This is a genomic window from Flavobacterium fluviatile (assembly GCF_010645065.1).
Lineage (GTDB): Bacteria > Bacteroidota > Bacteroidia > Flavobacteriales > Flavobacteriaceae > Flavobacterium > Flavobacterium fluviatile.
Genome location: NZ_JAADZW010000045.1, coordinates 1 through 7,620 on the forward strand (window position 1 = coordinate 1; position 7,620 = coordinate 7,620).

The 7,620-nt window shown below is 33.3% G+C and carries 8 protein-coding genes; 6 read left to right on the forward strand and 2 right to left on the reverse strand.

Features of this window, described 5'->3' with window-relative positions; all coding sequences use genetic code 11:
• Positions 1-73 precede the first annotated feature (73 nt).
• The 6 genes from GXM17_RS20850 to GXM17_RS21865 all read left to right on the forward strand — a co-directional run bounded on the left by GXM17_RS20850 (position 74) and on the right by GXM17_RS21865 (position 5,435).
• A complete protein-coding gene (locus tag GXM17_RS20850; RefSeq protein ID WP_425280028.1) occupies positions 74-715 on the forward strand; it encodes a type IIL restriction-modification enzyme MmeI in 642 nt (213 codons plus the stop codon).
• 321 nt (positions 716-1,036) lie between these two features.
• Complete coding sequence (locus tag GXM17_RS20855) at positions 1,037-2,152, forward strand: Fic family protein (protein ID WP_163401453.1); 1,116 nt, start codon at positions 1,037-1,039, stop codon at positions 2,150-2,152.
• 92 nt (positions 2,153-2,244) lie between these two features.
• Positions 2,245-3,003, forward strand: coding sequence for a DEAD/DEAH box helicase (locus tag GXM17_RS21855; RefSeq protein ID WP_244307452.1), 759 nt, complete (start codon positions 2,245-2,247; stop codon positions 3,001-3,003).
• 12 nt (positions 3,004-3,015) lie between these two features.
• Positions 3,016-4,242, forward strand: a complete 1,227-nt coding sequence (locus tag GXM17_RS21860) for a DEAD/DEAH box helicase (protein WP_244307453.1) — start codon at positions 3,016-3,018, stop codon at positions 4,240-4,242.
• Positions 4,235-5,218: a GIY-YIG nuclease family protein gene (locus tag GXM17_RS20865; RefSeq protein WP_244307454.1), complete on the forward strand. Its 984-nt coding sequence runs from the start codon at positions 4,235-4,237 to the stop codon at positions 5,216-5,218. The genes GXM17_RS21860 and GXM17_RS20865 overlap by 8 nt, the downstream gene beginning before the upstream one ends.
• On the forward strand, positions 5,160-5,435 hold the full coding sequence (locus tag GXM17_RS21865; RefSeq protein ID WP_244307455.1) for a GIY-YIG nuclease family protein: 276 nt from the start codon (positions 5,160-5,162) through the stop codon (positions 5,433-5,435). Before GXM17_RS20865 ends, GXM17_RS21865 begins: the two co-directional genes overlap by 59 nt.
• A gap of 48 nt (positions 5,436-5,483) precedes the next feature.
• Here the strand turns inward: GXM17_RS21865 and GXM17_RS20870 are convergent, their stop codons facing one another.
• Positions 5,484-5,705 carry a DUF4175 domain-containing protein gene (locus tag GXM17_RS20870; RefSeq protein WP_163401454.1) on the reverse strand — a complete coding sequence of 74 codons (222 nt, stop codon included), beginning with the start codon at positions 5,703-5,705 and terminating at the stop codon, positions 5,484-5,486.
• An 11-nt stretch (positions 5,706-5,716) separates the two neighbouring features.
• Entirely contained in the window at positions 5,717-7,213 is a 1,497-nt protein-coding gene (locus GXM17_RS20875; protein WP_163401455.1) for an MFS transporter, read from the reverse strand.
• Positions 7,214-7,620 lie beyond the last annotated feature (407 nt).

A 7,620-nucleotide genomic window follows, 5' to 3' on the forward strand; every position in this document is an offset into this window, starting at 1 on the left:
CTTTCTGATAAAGCTTACTTTATTTGTCTTTGGACTTCAGTTGAACAAATCGATTAACTAGCAACTTAAATTAATTAAAGAACGTTTTAATAAAGTGTTTGAACACAGGAATGAAAGTAAAAGGGAAGCAACCAATAAATTAAAAAGTTTATACTATTCTTTTGGAGAGATTAGGCACAAAGAAGGAGATTCAATAATTATTCCGAGGCATTCATCAGAAAACAGAGACTATATTCCTCTTGGATTTTATAATTCTGATACAGTAATAGCAGATTCAGCAATGGCAATCTACGACGCCCAACCTTGGTTATTTGGCGTACTGCATTCCAAAATGCACATGATTTGGGTCGATGCTGTGGGAGGCAAACTAAAAACAGATTATCGTTATTCGGCTAAATTATGTTATAATACTTTTCCTTTTCCTGCTATCAATGAAACCCAAAAGGAACGCATTAATTTATGTGTTTTTGGTATTTTGGACGAACGGGCAAAATATCCTGAAAAAACAATGGCTTGGCTGTATAATCCGGAGACGATGCCTATTGGTTTAAAACAAGCTCATAAAGATTTGGATTTGTGTATAGAGCAAATTTATCGATTGGCTCCTTTCAGCACCGATGCAGAGCGACTGGAATATCTGTTTAAACTCTATGATGAAATGACGCAAAAAGCAACTTTGTTTGCCACGGAGAAAAAGAAAAGGAAAAAGTATTAATCTTCCGAACGCATATCAATCTTTTTAAATATTGCTTACATAAAATAGTGGTTTTGTGTAGCCAATGTTTTTTGTTGACAAAATTTGTAATCAAATCATATTGTTTGTAGAATAAGCTGCTTTTTTGTAATCAAACTTTTTTGTTTACAAAAATTGTAATCAAAAATATTTGATTACATAATTTGTTCATTTTTTGTAATCAACAGCGATAGATATCAAAATTGTAATCAAACAAGTTTGCGTTCTAAAACTTATGCTTTTTTGTAATCAATGCCTGTTGGGTTCATTATTTTAGCTAAATTTGTAATCAAAAAAAGAAATATGGACTATAGTCTAGATAAAGCAGTTGATTATCATTATGATAGTTTTCCTCCTGAAAACATTAATTATCATCTATTTATTCAGGAACTTGTAAAAGCTACAGACGCATTGGCCCGATTTGACCAAATGCTCAAAAATCTGCATAACACAGAAATTTTATTGGCCCCTTTACGAAATCAGGAAGCTGTTATATCTTCAAGAATTGAAGGAACAATCAGCACAATGGATGAAATTCTACAATATGAAGCAGATTATGAAGGGAAAGATATCACTACAGCAAAAGCAGATGTAATAGAAACAATCTTGTATCAAAGAGCGTTAAAAAATGCCCAAAGCGCATTAGAAAGCGGTTATAATTTTTCATTAAGTTTCATTAAGCAAATGCATCAACAATTGTTATATTTAGGAAGAGGTGCGAATAAATCTCCTGGAGAGTTTAAAAAAGAGCAAAATTATTTAGCCGATAAACAACGAAGAGAGATACAATTTATTCCCATAAGACCCGAAAATTTGGATGATGGATTAGAAAGACTTTTTAATTTTTTAGAAGTTTGTGATTTTCCCCCACTGATTAAAACAGCTATTATGCATTTGGAATTTGAAGCATTGCATCCTTTTAAAGATGGAAACGGAAGAATAGGCAGAATGCTGATAACCCTTAACTTGTGGCGGGAAAATATCCTTTCACAGCCTCATTTTTACATCAGTGGTTATTTTGAAGATAACAAAGACGAATACATTGAACAAATGCGAAACGTTTCTAAAACGAAAGATTGGAATCAATGGATAAAATTTTTCTTAAACGCTGTCGAAAGTCAGGCTATAAGAAATTTAGAGATAGCTGAAAGTATTAAAAATCTATACGAAACAACAAAAACAGAATTTTCGGATTTATTATCATCAAAATGGAATATGGAAATACTGGATTTTATTTTTACCTATCCTGTATTTAGAAACAATAAGTTTGTTAATACTACAAAAATTCCAAATGCTACTGCGGTTTTGATTATAAGAAAATTGGTTGAAAACGGGTATTTAGTCTTAAGAGAAGAATCATCTGGACGCAGAGCTGCAATGTATTCATTCGAACCTTTGATGAAATTGGTTAGAGTATAAAAAAATAGTAAAACATCTGACAAACGAATAGATTTTAATAAAAAAATAGAGAAAAAATTAGCCATTCTTTAGGCAAATTATAAGATACCGAAATGGAAGATACCACAGCCTACAATTATATAAAACCTATCAATTTGGTTAATGTTACCTATGGACAAACAGGTAAAAGTAAATCAACTAATGAATTGGGGATGCGTGAAATGCAGGCAAAAGCCTATGAATCACGTACAGCAAAATATTTATTATTAAAAGCACCACCTGCATCGGGAAAATCAAGAGCCTTGATGTTCCTTGCATTAGATAAACTAATTAATCAAGGATTAAAAAAAGCTATTGTAGCTGTGCCTGAACGGTCCATTGGAAATTCATTTGCCCCGACAGAATTAAAAAAATATGGTTTTTATGCTGATTGGGAACTGCACAATAAATACAATTTGTGTTCTCCCGGAAGTGATAAAGCCAAGGTGAAAGCTTTTGCTGAATTCTTAAAATCCGATTCAAAAATAGTAATCTGTACCCATGCTACTTTGCGTTTTGCTTTTGAAGGTTTACAGGAATCTGATTTTAATGATTGTTTACTCGCTATTGATGAATTTCATCACGTCTCAGCCGATGGCGATAATATTTTGGGAAATGTGATGCGAAAAATAATGGAAAAGTCTTCTGCTCATATTGTTGCAATGACCGGTTCCTATTTTCGAGGCGATAGCGTTCCGGTGCTTTTGCCGGAGGATGAAGAAAAATTCATTAAAGTTACTTATAACTATTATGACCAACTGAACGGTTACGAATATTTAAAGTCATTGGGAATAGGTTATCATTTTTATCAGGGGCGTTATTACAAAGTATAGCCCGAACGTAATATGTCAGCTTTAGAAGAAATATTAGACGAGAGTCTGAAAACAATTATTCATATTCCTAGTGTCAATTCAGCTGAGTCTTCCGGTGATAAATTTGAAGAAGTAAATCATGTTATAGACTGTATAGGAGAATTAGAATATCAAGATACAGAAACAGGTGTTTTATTTGTAAAAAGCAAGCGTTCAGGACGTATATTGAAAATTGCTGACTTGGTCAATGATAACCAAAAAGAAAGAGATAAAATTGTTGCTTACCTAAGAGGCGTAAAAACTCCTGATGATATTGATATGATTATTGCTCTGGGTATGGCAAAAGAAGGTTTTGACTGGCCTTTTTGCCAGCATGCATTAACCATTGGATATAGAGGGTCGTTAACAGAAATTATTCAGATTATTGGGCGAGCAACCCGAGACAGCAATAATAAGTCGCATGCTCAGTTTACGAATCTAATTGCTCAACCCGATGCGGTAGATGATGATGTTCGTTTGGCAGTAAACAATATGCTCAAAGCGATAACCGCTTCTTTATTAATGGAACAGGTATTGGCTCCAAACTTCAAGTTTAAACCAATGGATGATTTTGATAATGAAGGAGAAGACGATGATTCAGATGGAAATACCATAAAAATTAGAGGTTTTAAAAAACCAACTTCACAAAGAGCAAAAGATATTATTGAAAGTGATTTAAATGACTTAAAAGCGCGTATTCTTCAGGATGACACTATGTTAAAAGCGTTGCCAGGAAATCTGGAACCTGAAATAATCAATACTGTACTTATCCCAAAAATAATCCGTGAAATTTATCCTGATTTAGCCGAAGATGATGTCGAGGCAATACGTCAGTATGTAGTAGTAGATTCTGTAATTAAAAACAGTGAAGTAGAGGAACATGGTACTAAAAAATTCATACGTATGGCCGGAAGCTTTGTGAATATTGATGATATTCATATTGATTTAATCGATACTGTTAACCCGTTCCAAAAAGCATTTGAAATTTTATCTAAAAATGTTACAACCTCCATCTTGAAATCAATTCAAGACACTATCAATATAACTAAAATTGAAATGACGGAAGAAGAAGCGATAGCTTCTTGGGAAGCAATTAAACGTTGGAAAACAAATACAGGAAAAGCACCAGATATTAATTCTTATGATTCAAAAGAGCAACGATTAGCTCAAGCTTTATTAATTTTGCAAGAAGCAAAGCGTAGAAAAAATCAAAATGGCTAAGAGTTTAGATGATATTTTTAATGATGATGATTTTGGTTTATTAGAATCAAAAGAAAAACAACACTTTGTCCGAACCGATGAAGACCGCTTGATTGATTCTTTCGAAGAAATTAATCTGTTTTTTGAAAAGAATAAAAGAGAGCCTTCTACGTCTTCGATGTCTGAATATTCATTGTGTTCACGACTCAAAGAATTTAGAAATAACGAGCATAAGAAAAGTATTTTAAAAGCTTTTGACCGATTTAATTTATTGGGTGATGTTGAACTAAAAATTGAATCCCTTGATGATATTTTAAATGATGATACCTATGGCTTATTAGAAGAAGAAGGGGATACTTCTATTTTTGAATTTAAATACACTCCAAAAGGACCTAGTAGGGCTAACGCTGATTATATTGCGCAACGAAAATCAATAACAGAAAGGGAATTTAAGAAATATGAAATCATGTTTCAACAGGTTCATAAAGATTTAAAAGAAGGCAAACGAAAACTTCTTGATTTTTCTAATGCAGAAGATAATTTGATTGAAGGGAATTTCTATTTAGTAGATGGAATACTGGCTTATCTTGAAGTTTCTAATGCTGAAAAGATTTTAAAGGAAAATAAATCAGGCGATAGATTGCGTTTAGAAGGGCGTACAGTAACTGTATTTGAAAATGGTACTGTTTCAAATATGTTATTTAGATCACTCGGTAAAGCTATTCAAAAAAACGGAAAAATTATTACCAACAGAAATGAAGACATGTATAACCAATTACAACAAAATTTTGGTGTCGTTGGCGAAGAGGATATACAAAGTGGCTGGATTTATATTTTGAAATCAAAGTCAGAAAACCCAGAAATAAAAAAAATAGAGCATCTTTATAAAATTGGATTTTCTAAAAACCCCATAAAAGAGCGTATAAAAAATGCTTCGAATGAAGCTACCTATTTATTTTGCAAATGTAGAAATCGTTGCTTCTTACAACTGTTATAGTTTAAATGTTCTGGTTTTTGAAAGTCTTTTGCACCGTTTTTTTGCTGAGGTTTGTTTGGATATTGATTTATATGATAAATACGGAAGCCGATTTATACCCAGAGAATGGTTCAAAGTTCCATTACCCGTTATTGATGAAGTGATCGGGTTATTATTAAATCAAAGTATAGTGAACTATAAATATGATTCTTCAAAAAAGAAGATTATACTAAAATAATAAAGGCTGTCCGCATATGGGCAGCCTTTGCAATAATTGGTTAGATGGTTATTCTTTATCATATTCTCCTGTCAACGAAAAGTATCCAAAAGCTCCCAGTCCCAAAACAATCAATGGAGTCAGGATAAACAAAATAATAATCCCAAATACTAAATCTTCCTGCTGGTCCGATAAAAATTTTGGAAGGCCAAATTCAAACACACAAAAATAGGCTGCAGCAATTGCTAATACGATCCACAGAATTCCCAGGGCTCTTTTTATAAAATTCATTTTTCAGTAGATTAAAGGTGAGCGTTTTTATTTTTATTATCGATATAAATCATTCCAATTACAAAACAAATCGAGGCAATAACGATAGGATACCAAAGTCCGTCGAGATAAAAGTCCTGTTTTCCTGCTGCTTTTGAATGAGTCACAAAATAAGTCGAAATTGCAGGAAGCAAACCTCCAAAAATTCCGTTTCCAACATGATAAGGCAATGACATAGAAGTATATCTGATTTTGACCGGAAACATTTCGACCAAAAAGGCGGCTATTGGCCCATAAACCATAGTAACAAATATAACCTGAATAAACACTAACAAAATCAGACTCCATTCATCGCCCGAATTAATAATGACAGAGGTAGTAACCTGAGGGGCTTTTTTAGCAGCGAAATGGGTCTTTTTTTCAATTGAAACAGTGCCGTCTGTAAATTCTTTATGAGTTGTATAAACAGAATCTTTAGCCGGAGTTAGTTCAATCGTAGTTTTTGTTTTTTCTGTAATTTCAGTTTTTAGACCAGTATCTGTTGTATTGTACATTGCTTTGTAAATTGGTCTGTACAGCAAAATAGCAAGCAGCATACCACCCATCATAATATATTTTCTTCCTACTTTATCACTCAGCCATCCAAATACAATAAAAAATGGCGTTCCTAATAAAAGTGCAATTCCCAATAAAGTATCTACCTGCGAAGAGTCAATGTTCATAACCGTTTTCATGAAACTCATGGCATAAAATTGTCCGGTGTACCAAACGACTCCCTGCCCCATTGTAGCTCCAAATAAAGCCAGCAGTACAAATTTTAAGTTGTAACGGTTTCCAAAACTTTCTTTTAACGGACTGGTACTTGTAGTTCCTTCTTTTTTCGCTTTTGCAAATTCAGGAGACTCGTCCATATTTTTTCGAATTAAATACGAAACGCCTACCATTACTATCGAAACCCAAAACGGAACACGCCATCCCCAGGTATCAAAATCTTCAGCAGAAAGAACTGTTTTTGTCGCCAGAATGACCATCAGTGAAATGAATAATCCAACCGTTGCAGTGGTCTGGATCCAGGAAGTCCAATAGCCCCGCTGTCCTTTTGGAGCATGTTCTGCCACGTAGGTAGCTGCTCCGCCGTATTCTCCTCCAAGAGCAAGTCCTTGTAATAAGCGTAAGATTAAAACCAATAAAGGAGCCATAAATCCAATTGTTTCATAACTCGGAATACAGCCTATCAAAAAGGTAGAACCACCCATTAACAACAGCGTAGCCATAAAAGTATATTTGCGGCCAATAATATCTCCAAGTCTTCCAAAAAATAAAGCTCCAAAAGGACGCACTACAAATCCTGCGGCAAAAGTCGCCAGGGTTGACAAAAATGCTGCTGTAGGATTGTCACCGGGAAAAAATTTTGTTGAAATCACTACGGCTAAACTTCCAAAAATATAGAAATCATACCATTCAATCATAGTTCCCATAGAAGAGGCCGAAATTACTTTCCAGATACCTTTGGTAGATGTATTACTCATAAACTGCAAATAATGTAATTGATAATAAACAAATAATTAAAATATTTTTTTACGAATATAAAAGATATTTATTTATTCGAATGATACTTTTTTAACAAAAGGACATTAATTGTTTATTTTACATTTTTGGATAGTGGAAAGGCTGTGGTAAGCAAAAAAGATTTAATCTGAAAGATTAGAGCTAAATATCCCGGACAATACAAAACCATTACCAGTCCATATTGAATTATTTTGATAAAAGAAGCACTAATGCTTCGGCGGAAATGAAATTTATAAACTCCTTTAAAAGTAAATTAAAAGATTGTGAATAATCTTTGAATGCAAAAATAAAAGGGTCAAGAACAAAACTTGGGGAGGAATTGAAGATTTCCTAACTTAGCCATCAAATTAATACTCTTTGGAAAATT

Excerpts from the sequence above, each read along its gene's own strand:
- GXM17_RS20855 (WP_163401453.1), top strand. The coding sequence starts at position 1,037 with ATGGACTATAGTCTAGATAAAGCAGTTGATTATCATTATGATAGTTTT.
- GXM17_RS21855 (WP_244307452.1), top strand. The coding sequence starts at position 2,245 with ATGGAAGATACCACAGCCTACAATTATATAAAACCTATCAATTTGGTT.
- GXM17_RS21860 (WP_244307453.1), top strand. The coding sequence starts at position 3,016 with ATGTCAGCTTTAGAAGAAATATTAGACGAGAGTCTGAAAACAATTATT.
- GXM17_RS20865 (WP_244307454.1), top strand. The coding sequence starts at position 4,235 with ATGGCTAAGAGTTTAGATGATATTTTTAATGATGATGATTTTGGTTTA.
- GXM17_RS21865 (WP_244307455.1), top strand. The coding sequence starts at position 5,160 with ATGAAGCTACCTATTTATTTTGCAAATGTAGAAATCGTTGCTTCTTAC.
- GXM17_RS20870 (WP_163401454.1), bottom strand. The coding sequence starts at position 5,705 with ATGAATTTTATAAAAAGAGCCCTGGGAATTCTGTGGATCGTATTAGCA.
- GXM17_RS20875 (WP_163401455.1), bottom strand. The coding sequence starts at position 7,213 with ATGAGTAATACATCTACCAAAGGTATCTGGAAAGTAATTTCGGCCTCT.